This window comes from Ensifer sp. Root31 (assembly GCF_001424825.1).
Lineage (GTDB): Bacteria > Pseudomonadota > Alphaproteobacteria > Rhizobiales > Rhizobiaceae > Ensifer > Ensifer canadensis.
In genome coordinates this window covers 116,087-130,751 of the sequence record NZ_LMCO01000003.1, presented here as the reverse complement: position 1 = coordinate 130,751, position 14,665 = coordinate 116,087, and the positions used below count along the sequence as shown (strand labels likewise).

The following is a 14,665-nucleotide window of genomic DNA, read 5'->3' as shown; positions in this document are numbered from 1 at the left end:
ACGTCTCGCGGAGGTTCAACCGGAAAAGGAGAAAAGGCATGGCATTGCCTGATTTTAGCATGCGCCAGCTGCTTGAAGCTGGTGTTCACTTCGGCCACCAGACGCATCGCTGGAACCCGAAGATGAAGCCCTACATCTTCGGCGATCGTAACAACGTTCACATCATCGACCTCGCACAGACGGTTCCGATGCTGTCGCGCGCCCTGCAGATCGTAAGCGACACCGTCGCCAACGGCGGCCGCGTTCTGTTCGTCGGCACCAAGCGCCAGGCTTCGGAAATCATTGCTGACGCCGCCAAGCGTTCGGCCCAGTACTACGTCAATGCTCGCTGGCTCGGCGGCATGATGACCAACTGGAAGACGATTTCGAACTCGATCCAGCGCCTGCGCAAGCTCGACGAAATCCTCGCTTCGGAAGCTTCGGGCTTCACGAAGAAGGAGCGCCTGAACCTCGAGCGCGAACGCGAAAAGCTCAACCGCGCTCTCGGCGGTATCCGCGACATGGGCGGCACGCCGGACCTGATGTTCATCATCGACACCAACAAGGAATCGATTGCAATCGACGAAGCCAAGCGTCTTGGCATCCCGGTTGTTGCCGTTATCGACTCCAACTGCGATCCGGACCAGATCGACTACCCGATCCCGGGCAATGACGACGCCTCGCGTGCGATCGCTCTTTACTGCGATCTCATCGCTCGTGCAGCCATCGACGGCATTGCCCGTCAGCAGGGCGCATCGGGCCGCGATCTCGGCGCATCGGCTGAAGCTATGATCGAGCCGGCGCTCGACGAAGCCTCCGAAGCCTGATCGGAAGGCGCGGCGGGCATGAACCGCCGCACCAATCTAATGTCGGGGCGAGGCCGTTTGTGATGAAAAGTCTGAACGGCCTTGTTCTTTTCAGCGAGGGATGAAGCGGCTTGGGCCGGCGATCCGCGCCCCGGATATCATCGCGGTGGGCGCGTTCATCACGGTGTCACATACGCAAGCCATTCCCCTGCCACACCTCCTGGTGCCGCGCCACTTGCGGGCAGCGCGCCAGCCAAACAGACAAAGAGGCAAAAAGATGAGTGTAACTGCAGCAATGGTGAAGGAACTGCGCGAAAAGACCGGCGCAGGCATGATGGATTGCAAGAAGGCGCTCGCCGAAACCAACGGCGACATGGAAGCTGCGATCGACTGGCTGCGTGCCAAGGGCATCGCCAAGGCCGACAAGAAGTCGGGCCGCACGGCTGCTGAAGGCCTCATCGGTATTGTCAGCGGCGGCGTCAAGGCCGTTGTCGTCGAAGTCAACTCGGAGACCGACTTCGTTGCCCGCAACGAAGCCTTCCAGGAACTCGTTCGTGGCGTTGCCAACGTCGCGCTCGGCACCGACGGTTCTGTCGAAGCCATTGCCAATGCCAACTACCCGGCAACCGGCAAGTCGGTCGACGAGACGATCAAGGACGCGATTGCCACGATCGGCGAGAACATGACGCTTCGCCGCGCAGCCTTGCTCAAGGTCGAAGATGGCGTCGTTGCCACCTACATCCACAACGCTGCCGGCGACGGCATCGGCAAGCTCGGCGTTCTCGTTGCGCTGAAGTCGGTTGGCGACAAGGAAGTTCTGTTCTCGGTCGGTCGTCAGGTCGCCATGCACATTGCTGCCACCAACCCGCTGGCAATCCGCGCCGACGAAGTCGACGCCGCTGTCGCCGAGCGCGAGCGCAACGTGTTCATCGAACAGTCGCGCGCTTCGGGCAAGCCGGACAACATCATCGAAAAGATGGTCGAAGGCCGTATGCGCAAGTTCTTCGAAGAAGTCGCCCTGCTGTCGCAGGCCTTCGTCATGAACCCGGAAATCACCGTCGGTCAGGCCGTCAAGGACGCTGAAAAGCTCGCTGGCGCACCGATCGAAGTGACCGGCATGGCGCGCCTTCTGCTCGGCGAAGGCGTCGAGAAGGAAGAATCGGACTTCGCAGCCGAAGTTGCGGCTGTCGCCAAGGGCTGATTTCTTCACCCTTGTTTGGAAAACCTTGGGGCATCGCGTGACAACGCGGTGCCCTTCGTGTATCCGGCTTCGTCAATGCGCCGGACCCGCCGGAAAAAGCTCCGCAGCGGTTGAAACCGGGTAGCGCAATATGTCCTTATACGCAGCGCGCCGTTTTGTGCGCCCGCGTACCGATCTGTTCAGGAGCGATGATGTCGGCCGAGCCAATCTACAAGCGTGTTCTACTCAAAGCCTCCGGTGAAGCCCTGATGGGAAGCCAGGGCTTCGGTATCGATGTGGCGGTTGCCGACCGCATTGCCGCCGACATTGCCGAAGCACGCGCCATGGGCGTCGAAGTGGGCGTCGTCGTTGGCGGCGGCAACATCTTCCGCGGCGTGGCCGTTGCCTCCAAGGGCGGCGACCGGGTAACTGGCGACCATATGGGCATGCTGGCGACCGTCATCAACGCGCTGGCGCTGGCGACGTCTCTGCGCAAGCTCGACATCGACACGGTGGTGCTCTCGGCAATCGCAATGCCGGAAATCTGCGAGAGCTTCTCGCAGCGCGCAACGCTTTATCATCTGTCGCTCGGACGCGTTGTGATCTTTGCAGGCGGCACGGGCAATCCGTTCTTCACGACCGATTCTGCCGCTGCCTTGCGCGCCGCCGAAATGGGCGCACAGGCGATCTTCAAGGGCACGCAGGTCGACGGCATTTATTCCGCTGATCCGAAGAAGGATCCGACGGCCACACGCTTCGACCGCCTGACCCACAGCGCAGTCCTGGAAAAGGGCCTCGCGGTCATGGACGTGGCAGCGGTGGCGCTCGCACGCGAGAACGCCATTCCGATCGTCGTCTTCTCGATCCACGAGAAGGGTGGCTTCGCTGAAATATTGACGGGTGGCGGCCGCGCCACCATCGTTACCGACAATTAAGAGCTGCAAGACGGCTATCGGCCGATGAAAGACAGAACGGGAGTTTCCAGCCATGAGTGAAGGTGTAGACCTGAAGGAACTGAAGCGTCGCATGGACGGCGCTATCTCCGCATTCAAGAGCGATATCGCGTCGCTGCGCACCGGCCGCGCGTCGGCGAATGTTCTCGATCCGGTAACCGTTGAAGCCTACGGCTCGCGTGTTCCGCTCAATCAGGTGGCAAACATCACCGTGCCGGAACCGCGCATGCTGTCCGTTTCGGTATGGGACAAGCAGATGGTCGGCGCTGTCGACCGTGGCATCCGCGAATCGAACCTCGGCCTGAACCCGATCATCGACGGCCAGAACCTGCGCATCCCGCTGCCTGAACTCAACGAGGAGCGCCGCAAGTCGCTGGTCAAGGTGGCGCACGACTATGCCGAGAAGGCCAAGGTCGCGGTCCGCCATGTTCGGCGCGATGGTATGGACGACCTGAAAAAAGCCGAAAAGGATGGCGACATCGGACAGGATATTAGCCGTGCTCAGTCTGAGCGGGTGCAAAAGATGACCGATGAAACGATTTCCGATATCGACCGCTTGCTCGTCGATAAGGAAAAGGAAATTATGCAGGTCTGATCTGCTCTTGATCTGAGTCTCCTTTCGCGGACGCCTTATGCAAAATCTCATCCCGATCACCGTTCCGGAACACGTTGCCATCATCATGGATGGCAACGGGCGCTGGGCGAATGCGCGCGGTCTGCCGCGCACGATGGGACACCGCAAGGGTGTTGAAGCGGTTCGTGACGCGGTGAAGACGGCGGCTGAAGCGGGGATCCGTTACCTCACGCTGTTTGCCTTCTCGTCCGAAAACTGGAACAGGCCGCAGGCCGAAGTGACGGATCTGATGGGCTTGCTCAAGGCCTTCATTCGTCGCGACCTTGCCGACCTGCACCGCGAGAACGTTCGCATCCGCGTCATCGGGGAGCGATCGAACCTGCGCGGCGACATCCTGCCCCTGCTGATCGAGGCTGAGGAGACGACGAGCGGGAATACCGGCATTACGCTGGTGATCGCCTTCAACTATGGTGCGCGTGACGAGATGACGCGCGCCATGCGCCGCCTGGCAACTGAAGTTGCCGAAGGCCGTCTGCGGCCAGAGGACATAACGCCTGAGCGCATCGCCGCTTCGCTCGATACGGCCGGCATTCCCGATCCGGATCTCATTATTCGCACCAGCGGCGAAGAACGGCTTTCAAACTTTCTTCTTTGGCAGGGAGCCTATTCCGAACTGCTGTTCGTTCCGGAGCTTTGGCCAGACTTCACGCGTGAGACGTTTCTGTCTGCGCTCGAGAAATTCGCCTGCCGCGAGCGTCGCTTCGGCGGTCTGGCGCAGCCGACGTTAGCGGTTGGTTCGTAAATGCAAACAGAACTCAAGCTTCGCATCGCCTCGGGAGTGGTGCTCGCGGCGGTCGCACTCGGTGCGACCTGGTTCGGCGGCTTGGCCTTCCAGCTTCTTTCGGTCCTGATCGCACTGCTCGTTTACTACGAGTGGTCGACGATTACCGGGCTGCCGGAGCGCGATTTTCAAGGCAATGCCTTCGGTTGGCTGTCGCTGGCGATAATCGCCGCTCTCATTCTTCTCGGATATATCGGCTACAGTCTGCCGGCCTTGCTCATTGCTGTCGTTATCGCAGTGCTTTGGGTATCGCTCAAGAAAGGCAGCTGGTGGTTGCCCGGCGGCATCGTCTACGCAGGATTGACCGGCATCTCGCTGGCGGCCCTGCGCGGGGTTGACCAACCCGGCCTGATCGCGACCTTGTTCGTCTTCGCCGTCGTTTGGGGAACCGATATTCTTGCCTATTTCGTCGGTCGGGCGATCGGAGGCCCCAAGCTCGCGCCGCGCATTTCGCCCGGCAAGACCTGGTCGGGCGCCATTGGCGGGACGATTTCCGGCGTTGTGGCCGGCATTGCCGTTTTTATGGCATATTTTCCGCTGCAAGATCTGCGTGTCCCGGCTGTGGCGCTGGTTCTCTCCGTCGCGAGCCAGATCGGAGACCTCTTCGAATCCTTCATAAAGCGCCGATTCGGCGTCAAGGATTCGAGCCATCTCATTCCTGGGCATGGCGGGGTCATGGATCGGGTCGACGGATTGGTCTTTGCCTGCATCGCTACGCTGGTCCTGGTGCTGATACAGTATGTCCTCAGCGATGGGCGTCAGATCGCCTTTGGTTCGGTCTTGCTCGGCCTGTGATGCTGGTGGCAGGCTTAAGGAAAGTTCATGACATATCTGCTTGTTGGCCTGCAATTCGTGACCGGCTACATCGTACCCTTCCTGTTGGTGCTGACCCTTTTGGTCTTCGTGCATGAAATGGGACACTACCTCGTCGGCCGGTGGTCGGGCATTCGTATCCTGGCTTTTTCGGTCGGCTTCGGGCCGGAACTGCTCGGGTGGACCGATAAACACGGCACGAGGTGGAAGTTCTGTGCAATACCGCTGGGCGGCTACGTCAAGTTCTATGGCGACGAGGATGCGGCCAGTACGCCCGATTACAAGCGGCTGGAGGCGATCTCGCCTGAGGAACGGTCACGAACCTTCCTGGGCGCCAAGCTGTGGAAGCGTGCCGCGACCGTTGCGGCCGGTCCGATCGCCAACTTCATCCTTGCCATCGCCATTTTTGCCGTTCTCTTCGCCGTTTATGGGCGTTCGGTTGCGGACCCGGTCGTTGCCCAGGTGAAAGAGAACAGTGCTGCCGCCAAGGCAGGCATTCTTCCGCGCGATAGGTTGATCGCCATCGACGGAACGCCGGTCGCGACCTTCGACGACGTTCGCCGCTATGTCAGCGTGCGACCTGAACTGGAAATCAAGATCCGGATCCAGCGGGACGGTTCATTCCTGGATCTTCCGATGGTGCCTGAGCGAACCGAGATATCGGACCAGTTCGGCAACAAGATGGAGGTCGGAATCATCGGTATCGTCACCGATCAGGATGCGGGCAATTTCCGACTGGTGACTTACGGTCCGATCGAAGCCATAGGGCAGGGGGCGCTTCAGAGCTGGCACATTGTCACCGGCACGTTCGACTATCTGGCGAACCTCGTTACGGGACGTATGAAGGCGGATCAGCTTGGTGGTCCGATCCGTGTCGCTCAGGCCTCGGGCCAAATGGCGACACTGGGTGTGGCTGCCGTGCTGCAGCTTGCAGCCGTCCTGTCAGTTTCCATAGGATTGCTTAACCTCATGCCGGTTCCGGTGCTTGATGGCGGCCACCTGATGTTCTATGCGGTTGAGGCCTTGCGCGGAAAGCCGGTTGGAGCTGCTGCGCAGGACGTCGCTTATCGGATCGGCTTTGCCATGGTGCTGATGCTCATGGTTTTTGCGACCTGGAACGACATTTCGATGTTCTTCGGCTAGCGTTCGGCCGGCGAGCATCTGAGGCGGACGACGACCGATACTGTGAACGATTGGATTTCAATGGCTTGTCCAGCAAGGATTTGTTTACGATAACTCGAATCTGTAGTGGCCGTTAAGCCACGGTTCGAATTGAAGTAAACAGAAATTAACGAGCTGACTTGCTTGTATGGGAAAAGCGGGTAAAACGGCAACCGTGACCGGAGTCGGCACGAAATTGCCGCGCGACGTTGGGAAAAGGTAAGATTTGAACATGAAAGCTGGTTCAAGGTTTTTGAACGCGGTGTCGGCGTTTGCGCTGTCCACGAGTATGGTGGTTTCTGGCGCTGGTGTTGGATTGCTCGCAGGCGCTTCCGTCGCAGAGGCCGCGACCATTAGTCGTGTTGAAGTCCGCGGAGCCACGCGCGTCAGCGCTGAAACGGTTCGTGCGAACATCACGATTGTCCCTGGCAAGAGCTTCAGCAACGCCGATATCGATGCTTCCGTGAAGCGCCTTTACGCGACAGGCTATTTCTCCGATGTCAGCATCAATGTCGCTGGCGGCACGCTTGTCGTCACCGTCAGCGAGAACCAACTGGTCAACCAGGTCGTCTTCAACGGCAACCGCAAGATCAAGGACGACAAGCTTCAGCTCGCCGTCCGCACGCAGCCGCTCGGACCCTACAGCCAGGCGACGGTCGAAACGGATATCCAGTCGATCAAGGACGCCTATGCTGCGATCGGTCGCAGTGATGTCACTGTGACGACCCAGGTCGTCCCGATCGCTGAAGGTCGCGTCAATCTTGCTTTCGTCATCAACGAAGGCGAGCGCACCAAGATTGCGCAGATCAATTTTGTCGGCAACGAAGCCTATAGCGATGGTCGTCTGCAATCCATCATTGCGACGAAGGAATCAGGTATCTTCTCGTTCCTGACCCGCAAGGACGTCTACAACCCGGACAAGCTGCGCGCTGACGAAGAGTTGCTGCGTCAGTTCTACTACAACCGCGGTTATGCCGACTTCCAGGTCGTTTCGTCCGAGTCTTCTCTTAATGAGGCGACCAACGAATACACCGTGACGATCACCGTTGAAGAAGGTCCGCGCTACGACTTTGGTGCAGTGACTGTCGAATCGACGGTTGAAGGTGTGGATGCCGAATCGCTGAAGGGCGTCGTGCTTAGCCGCGAAGGCTCGGTCTACAAGGCCAGGGACATTCAGGAAACGATGAGCGAGATCTCGAGGCGCGTCGCTTCGGCTGGCTACCCGTTTGCCCGCGTGACGCCGCGCGGTAACCGCGACCTCAGCAATCATACGATTGCCGTCGACTATCTCGTCGATCAGGGCGAGCGCGCCTACGTCGAGCGTATCGAAATTCGCGGCAACACCCGAACTCGCGACTACGTCATTCGCCGCGAGTTCGATATGGGTGAAGGCGATGCCTTCAATCAGGAAATGGTTGCGCGCGCCAAGCGTCGCCTTGAGGCTCTCGGTTACTTCTCGACCGTCAATATCTCGACGGCACCTGGCAGTGCGGCAGACCGCGTCGTGGTTATCGTTGACGTACAGGATCAGTCGACCGGTTCGTTCGGTATCGGTGCCGGCTACTCCGCTGGCAGCGGTGGCGGCTTCCTCGTCGAAGCCTCGATCGAGGAAAAGAACTTCCTGGGTCGCGGTCAGTACATTCGCGTCGCGGCAGGTCGCGGCGAAGAGAGTCGGACCTACAACGTTTCGTTCACCGAGCCGTATTTCCTTGGCTATCGTCTGGCTGCCGGCTTCGACGTCTTCAAGAACGAAAACGACTTCGACGACGAAGACTACAGCTATGAAGACCAGGGTTTCAGCCTGCGCATAGCGGCGCCGATCACAGAGAACCTGTCGACCACGCTGCGGTATAACTTCACGACGTTTGACTATAGCGGTAATATTGCAGATCTGTCTTCGCCTTACGTCCGAGCGGTTGAAGGCGGAAACTGGGTCCGTTCGTCGGTATCGCAATCGATCACTTACAACACGCTCGATGATGCGCAACTGCCGCACGATGGCATTCTGGCGACGTTTACGCAGGAGTTCGCCGGCCTCGGTGGCGACTCTGATTTCTACAAGATCACCGGTAAGGCCAAGTGGTATTACACGGTGAACGATGAGGCGGATATTATTGCTTCGCTTGCCGGCGGTGCGGGTCATATCTTCGAGACCGGTAGCGATCTTCAGGTCTTTGACCAGTTCCAACTGGGCAGCAACGATATTCGTGGCTTCGAGCGCAACGGGGTCGGCCCGCGTGATCAGGCAACAGGCGATGCGCTTGGTGGCACCACCTATTTCACGGCGTCGGCCGAAGCAACGTTTCCGCTGCCTGGCATCCCGCGTGACAGCGGCTTCCGCGGCGCAATCTTCGCCGATGCAGGTACGCTCTACAGCAATAAGGTCGCTACGCTGCCCAGTGAAACGGTACTGGGTAACGACTCCTCGCTGCGTGCATCGGTCGGTCTCGGCCTGATCTGGGCGTCGCCGTTCGGTCCGCTGCGTGTCGACTACGCTTGGCCGATCGCGAAGGAAGATTTCGACCGGGTTCAGAATCTGAAGTTCGGTATTTCCTCGTCGTTCTGATAAAGAAGCAGTCCAGAACTGCCAAAAGTAGATCGTTCTGGAGTGTCCATGGAACAGAATTGGTTTTTTCCGCCCCATCAAGGGATTCGTCTGGGTGACCTGGCGAACCAAATTGGGGCGGATCTGACGGATGGCGCGGTGGCAGATCGCGCTATCCACTCGGTAGCACCTGTCAATCGGGCAAAGCCCGGTGACGTCTGTTACATGCTTTCGCGCAAGTACCGTGCTGAGCTGGAAAGCTGCCAGGCTTCCGCGATTATCTGCGACAAGACGATCGCCCCACTCGTACCGTCTCACATTCCCGTTCTCTTGACTGCGCGGCCGCATACGGCCTTCGCGCTGGCAGGTACACTCTTGCACGAGGCTGCCATGCGCCCGGCGCGCAATACCAGCCTTGCCGGTGTGTCGCCGGCCGCCTTCGTTGACCCGACGGCACGCCTTGAAGAGGGCGTGGAGATCGAGCCGATGGCAGTCGTTGGGGCCGGCGCCGAAATTGGTAGCGGAACGAGAATTGCCGCAGGTGTCGTCATAGGGCCGGGCGTTCGCATTGGCCGAGACTGCACGATCGCGGCGGGCGCAAGCGTTCTCTGCGCTCTTGTCGGCAACAGTGTCATCATTCACCCAGGTGCCCGGATCGGCCAGGATGGGTTCGGCTACGCGCCGGGCCCCAAGGGTGGAATGATCAAGATCGTTCAGGTCGGACGTGTGATCATTCAGGATCATGTCGAGATCGGCGCGAACACGACGATCGATCGTGGCACCATGGACGACACCGTCATCGGCGAAGGCACGAAGATCGACAACCTTGTACAGATCGGCCACAACGTCCGCATCGGCCGTTATTGCGGCATCGTCAGTCAGGTCGGCATCGCCGGCAGCACCAGGATTGGTGACGGCGTGATGATCGGCGGCGGTAGCGGCGTCAACGGCCACATCACTGTGGGTGACGGCGTTCAGATCGCTGCCATGAGCGGCGTTGCAAGCGACGTCCCTGCGGGCGAACGCTATGGCGGTATTCCAGCGCGCCCCATGCGCGATTTCCTGCGCGATGTCGCCGAAATGGCCTTGCGCGCAAGTGACAGACAGAAAAAGAAGGATGGCACGAATGAGTGAGGCGGCAACGGTTCTGGGTACGGCTGATATTCAGGAGATCCTGAAGCTTCTTCCGCATCGTTATCCCTTCCTGCTCGTCGACCGGATCATCGAGATCGACGGCGACAATTCGGCGATCGGCATCAAGAACGTCTCGGCAAATGAGCCGCACTTTACCGGCCATTTTCCGGAGAAGCCGATCATGCCGGGCGTCCTGCTGATCGAGGGCATGGCGCAGACGGCGGGCGCGATCTGCGCGCGCAAGACTGCTTCGGGTACCAACCTCGTCTACTTCATGACCATCGACAATGCGCGCTTCCGCAAGCCGGTTGTTCCGGGTGATCGTGTTGAGTTTCATGTCGTGAAGCAGAAACAGCGCGGCAATATCTGGAAGTTTCATTGTGACGCAAAAGTTGACGGGCAACTTGTCGCGGAAGCTGATATCGGCGCGATGATAGTCAGCACGGAAGACGCTTAAACATGATTGCATCAACAGCGAAGATCCACCCGTCCTCGATCATCGAAGATGGCGCGGTCATCGGTGAGAACGTCAAAATCGGCCCGTTTTGCTACATCGGGCCGAAAGTCGTTCTCGGAGACGACATGGAACTGATGAGCCACGTCGTTGTCGCCGGCCGCACGACGGTCGGCAAGGGCACCAAGATTTTCCCGAATGCCGTCATTGGCGGAGATTCGCAAAGCGTGCATCACAGCACTGTCGACACCATTTTGCAGATCGGCGACAACTGCACGATCCGCGAAGGTGTCACGATGAATGCGGGAACCGTCGAATATGGCGGTGCGACGATCGTCGGCAATAACAATCTGTTCCTCGCCTATTCGCATGTGGCGCATGATTGCCGCCTCGGCAGCAACATCATCATGTCGAACAACGTGTTGTTGGCCGGCCATGTGACGATCGAGGACCGCGCTATCCTTGGCGGCGGCTGTGCCGTGCACCAATTCACGCGCATCGGTCGTCAGGCGTTCATCGGCGGCCTCTCCGCCGTAAGCTACGACGTCATTCCCTATGGCATGCTCAACGGCAATCCCGGTGTCCTGAGCGGGCTGAACGTTGTGGGCATGACCCGGGCGGGCATTGAGCGTGCAACGATCCACGTGGTTCGCCGCGCCTACAAGCAGATCTTCGAGGGCCCAGAATCAGTTCGCGCCAATGCCGCCGCCATTCGCGCTGATTATGCCGACTGTGCGCCTGTTGTCGAAATCCTCGATTTCATCGCAGCCGAAAGCGACAGGGCACTGTCTTCACCAAGTCGCGGCAAGGCCTGACCGTGATGTCGGCCACGGCGAGCCGCGCAGCAACTGGCGGCCGGCTCGCGATCATCGCCGGCGGCGGAGCGCTGCCGCATCATGTGGCCGAGGCCGTTCGTGCCCGTGGAGAAGATCCATTTGTGATCGCGCTCTCGCGCGAAGCGGAAGAGAGCGATTGGGTCGGTTTCGATCACTCCGTGCTCGCCATCGGCGATTTCTCCGGCATCAGCCGCACATTCAAAGAACAACGCATCGACCGCGTTGTGCTTTCGGGCTGGGTCCGTCGTAGACCGGAATGGCGCGACATTCGCCCGACGCTGAAAACGCTTGCCAGAATACCGAGCGTTTTGAAGACGCTGGTGTCTGGCGGCGATGACGCTGTCTTGCGCATGGCGATGCAACTCATCGAAGCAAGCGGCGCCCACGTGATCGGCGTGCATGAGGTGGTTCCGAACCTTCTGGCGGATCCAGGGCCGATTGGCGCTATCGCCCCATCGGACGATGACAGACGCGACGTTGAGGCCGGCATCGCTGCCGCCAACGCGCTTGGCGAACTCGACGTGGGGCAGGGCGCCATCGCTGTCGGTGGTCGCGTGGTTGCCCTGGAGGGCGCCGAGGGCACCGATGCGATGCTCGAGCGGGTGGCGACACTCAAGACGGAAGGACGCGTCTCGGCGCGTCGGCGTGGCGTTCTGGTCAAGCTTTGTAAGCCGGGGCAGGACTTGCGTGCGGATCTGCCATCGATCGGACCATCGACCGTCGCTGGCGCTGTCGCGGCCGGGCTTGCCGGAATTGCTGTCGAGGCCGGTCGCGCCCTGGTGCTCGAGCGCGCGGAGGTGATCGAAGCTGCCAACCGCGCGGGGCTGTTTGTCATTGGTGTCGAGCGGAGCGGTCACCGGGGAAAAGCATGAGCGGACAAGGCTACAAGCTGGCGGTCATTGCCGGCGAGGTATCGGGCGATCTTCTTGGCGCAGATCTGGTGCGGGCACTGCGTGCACAATGCGGGCGTGATGTCGAGCTTGTCGGCGTTGGCGGCGACGGTCTTGAGGGCGAAGGCCTGGAATCGCTGTTCGATTATTCCGAACTTTCGATCATGGGCTTCTCGCAAGTGCTCGCGCGTCTGCCAAAGTTGATTCTGCGCATCCGCCAGACGGCGAATGCCATTATTGCTGCGCGCCCCGATGCCTTGCTGATCATCGATAGTCCGGATTTCACCCATCGTGTCGCGCGTCGCGTTCGCGACGCGCTGCCGGATCTGCCTGTCATCAACTATGTCTGCCCGAGCGTATGGGCCTGGAAGCCGGAACGCGCGCCGCGCATGCGCAGCTATGTCGATCATGTTCTGGCGGTGCTGCCGTTCGAGCCCGAGACCATGCGCAAGCTTGAGGGGCCGCCGACGACCTATATCGGCCATCGGCTTGCCTCGGATGCCAATGTGCTTGCCGTCCGCGCCAGCCGACGCGAAAGACTGAACGACGTCAATGGTAGCGCGGTTTCCACCTGCCTGCTTCTGCCGGGATCGCGTTCAAGCGAAATCAAGCGGCTGCTACCGATCTTCAGGCAGATGACCGAGGAACTCGCTCGCCGGCATTCCGGCGTCCGCTTGCTGCTGCCGACGGTTCCGCGCCAGGAAAAACTGGTGCGCGAGATCACGGCCGGTTGGACGGTTCAGCCGGAAATATTGGTGGGAGCCACCGAGAAATGGGCTGCCTTCGACAAGGCGGATGCGGCAATCGCCGCGTCGGGAACGGTCATCCTAGAGCTTGCGCTAGCCGGCGTTCCCGTCGTTTCTACCTATGATGCCGACTGGCTTGTGCGGTTGCTGCACAACCGCATCCGCATCTGGAGCGGGGCGCTTCCCAATCTCATCGCCGATTTCCCGATCGTGCCGGAGTATTTCAACCAGAGCATTCGTCCGGGCGCCTTGACCCGCTGGGTCGAGCGGCTGTCCGGGCCGACGGCCCAGCGCGCGTCGATGCTCGACGGCTACGCGCTGGTACAGCAGCGCATGGCGACAAGCAGACCGCCGGGCGAATTGGGCGCCGAGATCGTCCTCTCCTATCTGCAAAATCGAAAGCCCGGTCATCTCTGACCGGGCTTTTCTCATTTCCTGATTTCCGTTTGGCGTTAACGCTTGGAGACCGGCACGTAGTCACGCTGCGGAGCGCCGACATAGAGCTGGCGCGGGCGGCCGATGCGCTGTTCCGGATCTTCGATCATTTCGTTCCACTGGGCGATCCAGCCGACGGTGCGCGCAAGCGCGAACAGCACGGTGAACATGGTGGTGGGGAAGCCCAGCGCCTTCAGCGTGATGCCGGAGTAGAAGTCGATGTTCGGGTAGAGCTTCTTCTCGACGAAGTACTCGTCGGTGAGCGCGATACGTTCGAGTTCCATCGCCACTTCGAGGAGGGGATCGTCCTTGTGGCCGAGTTCTGCAAGCACTTCATGCGTGGTCTTCTGCATGATCTTGGCGCGCGGATCGTAGTTCTTGTAGACGCGGTGGCCGAAGCCCATCAGGCGGAACGGATCATTCTTGTCCTTGGCCTTGGCGATGTATTCCGGAATGCGGTCAGCCGTGCCGATTTCGGCCAGCATGTTGAGCGCAGCTTCGTTCGCGCCGCCGTGGGCCGGGCCCCAGAGGCAGGCGATGCCAGCGGCGATGCAGGCAAAGGGATTGGCACCTGACGAACCGGCAAGGCGCACGGTCGAGGTCGAAGCATTCTGCTCGTGGTCGGCATGCAGGATGAAGATGCGATCCATGGCGCGCGACAACACCGGGTTCACTACATATTCCTCGCAAGGCACGGCAAAGCACATGCGCAGGAAGTTCGAGGCGTAGTCTAGATCGTTCTTCGGATAAACGAACGGCTGGCCGATATGGTACTTGTAGGCCATCGCGGCGATCGTCGGCATCTTGGCGATCATGCGCAGCGAAGCGACCATGCGCTGGTGCGGATCGGTGATGTCGGTCGAGTCGTGATAGAAGGCCGACAGGGCGCCGACGCAACCGCACATGACGGCCATCGGGTGGGCATCGCGACGGAAGCCGGTGAAGAAGCGCGACATCTGCTCATGCACCATGGTGTGGTGTGTGACGCGGTAGTCGAAGTCAGCCTTCTGCGCCTTCGTCGGCAGTTCGCCGTAAAGCAGGAGATAGCAGACTTCGAGGAAGTCGCCATGTTCTGCGAGCTGTTCGATCGGGTAGCCGCGGTGCAGGAGCACGCCTTCGTCACCGTCGATATAGGTGATCTTGGATTCGCACGACGCCGTCGACGTAAAGCCCGGGTCGTAGGTGAACATCTTGGTCTGCTTGTAGAGCGAGCCGATATCGACCACATCAGGACCGATGGACCCCGATCGCACTGGTAGCTCCGCCGACTTTCCATCGAATGTTACGACCGCGCTTTTTTCTGTCATGGGGACCCTCC

14 protein-coding genes are annotated in these 14,665 nt (G+C 60.1%); 13 read left to right on the top strand and 1 reads right to left on the bottom strand.

Translation table 11 applies throughout. The features are described from left to right. Positions 1 to 38 precede the first annotated feature (38 nt). The 13 genes from rpsB to lpxB all read left to right on the top strand — a co-directional run bounded on the left by rpsB (position 39) and on the right by lpxB (position 13,329). Positions 39 to 806 carry a 30S ribosomal protein S2 gene (rpsB, locus tag ASD00_RS04645; RefSeq protein WP_038576045.1) on the top strand — a complete coding sequence of 256 codons (768 nt, stop codon included), beginning with the start codon at positions 39 to 41 and terminating at the stop codon, positions 804 to 806. Between the two features lie 256 nt (positions 807 to 1,062). Next, entirely contained in the window at positions 1,063 to 1,986 is a 924-nt protein-coding gene (gene tsf, locus ASD00_RS04640) for a translation elongation factor Ts (protein WP_025426819.1), read from the top strand. A gap of 191 nt (positions 1,987 to 2,177) precedes the next feature. Continuing rightward, positions 2,178 to 2,900 (top strand): UMP kinase, encoded by a 723-nt coding sequence (gene pyrH / locus ASD00_RS04635; RefSeq protein ID WP_025426820.1) that lies wholly within the window; start codon positions 2,178 to 2,180, stop codon positions 2,898 to 2,900. A gap of 52 nt (positions 2,901 to 2,952) precedes the next feature. Next, on the top strand, positions 2,953 to 3,513 hold the full coding sequence (gene frr, locus ASD00_RS04630; RefSeq protein ID WP_025426821.1) for a ribosome recycling factor: 561 nt from the start codon (positions 2,953 to 2,955) through the stop codon (positions 3,511 to 3,513). Between the two features lie 37 nt (positions 3,514 to 3,550). Next, the gene (locus tag ASD00_RS04625) at positions 3,551 to 4,294 is read left to right on the top strand and encodes an isoprenyl transferase (protein WP_025426822.1); all 744 of its coding nucleotides are present in this window, start codon (positions 3,551 to 3,553) and stop codon (positions 4,292 to 4,294) included. Further along, entirely contained in the window at positions 4,295 to 5,128 is an 834-nt protein-coding gene (locus ASD00_RS04620; protein WP_025426823.1) for a phosphatidate cytidylyltransferase, read from the top strand. A gap of 27 nt (positions 5,129 to 5,155) precedes the next feature. Further along, positions 5,156 to 6,289 carry an RIP metalloprotease RseP gene (rseP, locus tag ASD00_RS04615; RefSeq protein ID WP_025426824.1) on the top strand — a complete coding sequence of 378 codons (1,134 nt, stop codon included), beginning with the start codon at positions 5,156 to 5,158 and terminating at the stop codon, positions 6,287 to 6,289. Positions 6,290 to 6,539: 250 nt separating this feature from the next. Further along, a complete protein-coding gene (gene bamA / locus ASD00_RS04610) occupies positions 6,540 to 8,873 on the top strand; it encodes an outer membrane protein assembly factor BamA (protein ID WP_025426825.1) in 2,334 nt (777 codons plus the stop codon). Positions 8,874 to 8,921: 48 nt separating this feature from the next. Beyond that, entirely contained in the window at positions 8,922 to 9,986 is a 1,065-nt protein-coding gene (lpxD, locus tag ASD00_RS04605) for a UDP-3-O-(3-hydroxymyristoyl)glucosamine N-acyltransferase (protein WP_025426826.1), read from the top strand. Further along, on the top strand, positions 9,979 to 10,443 hold the full coding sequence (fabZ, locus tag ASD00_RS04600; RefSeq protein ID WP_025426827.1) for a 3-hydroxyacyl-ACP dehydratase FabZ: 465 nt from the start codon (positions 9,979 to 9,981) through the stop codon (positions 10,441 to 10,443). Before lpxD ends, fabZ begins: the two co-directional genes overlap by 8 nt. Positions 10,444 to 10,445: 2 nt before the next feature. Beyond that, positions 10,446 to 11,255 (top strand): acyl-ACP--UDP-N-acetylglucosamine O-acyltransferase, encoded by an 810-nt coding sequence (lpxA, locus tag ASD00_RS04595; RefSeq protein ID WP_025426828.1) that lies wholly within the window; start codon positions 10,446 to 10,448, stop codon positions 11,253 to 11,255. Positions 11,256 to 11,260: 5 nt separating this feature from the next. Then, the gene (locus ASD00_RS04590; RefSeq protein ID WP_025426829.1) at positions 11,261 to 12,148 is read left to right on the top strand and encodes an LpxI family protein; all 888 of its coding nucleotides are present in this window, start codon (positions 11,261 to 11,263) and stop codon (positions 12,146 to 12,148) included. Then, entirely contained in the window at positions 12,145 to 13,329 is a 1,185-nt protein-coding gene (gene lpxB / locus ASD00_RS04585) for a lipid-A-disaccharide synthase (protein WP_057205058.1), read from the top strand. The genes ASD00_RS04590 and lpxB overlap by 4 nt, the downstream gene beginning before the upstream one ends. Before the next feature lie 35 nt (positions 13,330 to 13,364). Here the strand turns inward: lpxB and gltA are convergent, their stop codons facing one another. Beyond that, positions 13,365 to 14,654, bottom strand: a complete 1,290-nt coding sequence (gene gltA / locus ASD00_RS04580; protein WP_025426831.1) for a citrate synthase — start codon at positions 14,652 to 14,654, stop codon at positions 13,365 to 13,367. Between the last annotated feature and the right edge of the window lie 11 nt (positions 14,655 to 14,665).

Bases quoted from the DNA above. Each gene is read 5' to 3' on its own strand.
- rpsB (WP_038576045.1), top strand. From the start codon at position 39: ATGGCATTGCCTGATTTTAGCATGCGCCAGCTGCTTGAAGCTGGTGTT.
- tsf (WP_025426819.1), top strand. From the start codon at position 1,063: ATGAGTGTAACTGCAGCAATGGTGAAGGAACTGCGCGAAAAGACCGGC.
- pyrH (WP_025426820.1), top strand. From the start codon at position 2,178: ATGTCGGCCGAGCCAATCTACAAGCGTGTTCTACTCAAAGCCTCCGGT.
- frr (WP_025426821.1), top strand. From the start codon at position 2,953: ATGAGTGAAGGTGTAGACCTGAAGGAACTGAAGCGTCGCATGGACGGC.
- ASD00_RS04625 (WP_025426822.1), top strand. From the start codon at position 3,551: ATGCAAAATCTCATCCCGATCACCGTTCCGGAACACGTTGCCATCATC.
- ASD00_RS04620 (WP_025426823.1), top strand. From the start codon at position 4,295: ATGCAAACAGAACTCAAGCTTCGCATCGCCTCGGGAGTGGTGCTCGCG.
- rseP (WP_025426824.1), top strand. From the start codon at position 5,156: ATGACATATCTGCTTGTTGGCCTGCAATTCGTGACCGGCTACATCGTA.
- bamA (WP_025426825.1), top strand. From the start codon at position 6,540: ATGAAAGCTGGTTCAAGGTTTTTGAACGCGGTGTCGGCGTTTGCGCTG.
- lpxD (WP_025426826.1), top strand. From the start codon at position 8,922: ATGGAACAGAATTGGTTTTTTCCGCCCCATCAAGGGATTCGTCTGGGT.
- fabZ (WP_025426827.1), top strand. From the start codon at position 9,979: ATGAGTGAGGCGGCAACGGTTCTGGGTACGGCTGATATTCAGGAGATC.
- lpxA (WP_025426828.1), top strand. From the start codon at position 10,446: ATGATTGCATCAACAGCGAAGATCCACCCGTCCTCGATCATCGAAGAT.
- ASD00_RS04590 (WP_025426829.1), top strand. From the start codon at position 11,261: ATGTCGGCCACGGCGAGCCGCGCAGCAACTGGCGGCCGGCTCGCGATC.
- lpxB (WP_057205058.1), top strand. From the start codon at position 12,145: ATGAGCGGACAAGGCTACAAGCTGGCGGTCATTGCCGGCGAGGTATCG.
- gltA (WP_025426831.1), bottom strand. From the start codon at position 14,654: ATGACAGAAAAAAGCGCGGTCGTAACATTCGATGGAAAGTCGGCGGAG.